The following is a 1853-nucleotide window of genomic DNA, read 5'->3' as shown; positions in this document are numbered from 1 at the left end:
TCGCTCCGCGCGGAGCGCGGGTCGGTCGTGGCGGGGGCGCGCTTCGCCAAGATGATGCGCGACCTCAACGAGGCCAAGGCACGGGTGTCCAGCGAGGGCTCCGAGGCGAAGATCCAGCGGGCGCGCGACAACGCGCGGCTGCTCAAGGCCGAGTCGAAGGTCGCCAGCAGGATGTCCGGCGCGGACGCCAAGGTCCGGCGCGCGGAGCTGCGGCAGGCGGCGACGAGCTCGATGGCCCGCGATCGCTTCGCGGAGCTCACGGGCGGCGCCAAGACCGCCGAGGCCCCCGTGGCGGCCGCTCCGGCGCAGGTCGCCGAGAAGCCGACCGGCACCGGCGGCGGGCCGAAGCCCGGCACGCTGCCCGGCAGCTAGGCAACACGCAAGGAACCAAGGGGGGGCGGGCCGTACGGCAACGAGCCACGCGGTCCGCCCCCCTTTCCACACCAACCACGCACCAGTTCCGAACCCCAACAAGGAGAGAGTCCGATGAAGATCCTGAACCTGTTCGTCGTCGCCGCGCTGGCGCTCAGCGCGTGCGGCAGCAAGAAGGAAGCGCAGCCCGCACCCGAGCCGTCCGGCGGAACCGCCGCGGCGCCCGCGGAGGCAGCGCCCGCGCCGGTGGCCGACACCGGCATCACCGACTGCTCGTTCCCGTCGTTCTCGCTGGCCTACAGCGAGTACGCGAGCTGGTCCACCTTCGCGGTCGCGGAGATGCAGCAGCTCGTCGGCGCGGACAAGGGCAAGTGCGGCCCCATCGAACGCAAGCACGGCGTCGACGTCGAGCTGCGGTTCATGGCCTACGGCCCGTCCATCGGCGCGTACGCCGGCGGAACGGCCGACGCGGTCACGATCACACACCTCGACATGTTGACCGCCGGCAGGAGCGACACTTCGGTCGTCGTCACCGCAACTTCGAACTCGTGGGGTGGCGATCGAACGATCGTGCCGAACGGAGTCACCGTCGACAGCCTGGCAGGCAAGCCCTGCCGAGGTCTCGAGTCCACCGTCTCCCAGTACGTGTTCGAGGAGTCGCTGCGAGCGCTCGGCAAGAACCCGGCGAAGTACCCCTACCAGAACATGGAGCCGGACGCCGCGGCCGCCGCCCTCAAGGCGCGCGACGCGAACATCGGCTGCATCGCGGTGTGGGAGCCGTTCGCACTCGACGCGATCACGTTGCGCGGCGACGTGCACGTCATCGCGGATTCGCGGCTCATCCCCGCGGAGATCCTCGACACGATCGTCGTCGGGCAGTCGGCACTCGACCGTCCGAAGGGCGATGAGTTCGTGGCGACGCTGCTCGACACGTACTACGCGATCGTCCGCGAACTCGAGGACCCCGCGACCACCGAACAGGCGCACCGGCGCCTGGGCAAGAAGGTCACGGACCTCGATGCGGCGAGCATGAAGGACGTGCTCACGCGGTCCGTCCTGTACCGGAAGCCCGAGTGGGTCGTCGAGCTGTTCTCGGACGGGAATCCGTACCCGTTCCCGGACGGCACGAAGGGCATGCACCTCAAGGATTCCACCGCGAAGTCCGTCGCCTGGATGCTGAGGAAGAAGGTGATCAAGGCGGCGCCGACCGTCGGCTACGGCTCGAAGGCGCAGGCGCCCGACGTCAACTTCCGCTTCGACCCGACGTACGTCCAGGCGTACATCGCGAACGGCGGCGGCGCGCACTAGAGTCTGAGTCTGGGTTTTTCTTTTCGAGGGGCGGGTCCGACGACCATCGGGCTCGCCCCCTCTACCAGAGCGGTCGACCACGCGTCGACCATTGCGGTGGAGATGGAACGGCTCGACCGTTCACAATCTATTGCAAGATCAGCGCGCGTCGGGAGTCATCTCGGCGCGCAAGG

2 protein-coding genes are annotated in these 1853 nt (G+C 69.0%); both read left to right on the top strand.

Annotated features, from left to right (window positions below):
• Positions 1–372: hypothetical protein (locus Q8Q85_14120; protein MDP3775396.1), on the top strand; the 372-nt coding region annotated here is incomplete at its 5' end.
• A gap of 114 nt (positions 373–486) precedes the next feature.
• On the top strand, positions 487–1680 hold the full coding sequence (locus Q8Q85_14115; protein ID MDP3775395.1) for a hypothetical protein: 1194 nt from the start codon (positions 487–489) through the stop codon (positions 1678–1680).
• Positions 1681–1853 lie beyond the last annotated feature (173 nt).

Source organism: Gemmatimonadales bacterium (genome assembly GCA_030697825.1).
GTDB lineage: Bacteria > Gemmatimonadota > Gemmatimonadetes > Gemmatimonadales > JACORV01 > JACORV01.
This window is presented reverse-complemented; position numbering and strand designations above follow the sequence as displayed.

What these genes read in the sequence shown, in the direction of transcription:
- Q8Q85_14115 (MDP3775395.1), top strand. Translation starts at nt 487, where the DNA reads ATGAAGATCCTGAACCTGTTCGTCGTCGCCGCGCTGGCGCTCAGCGCG.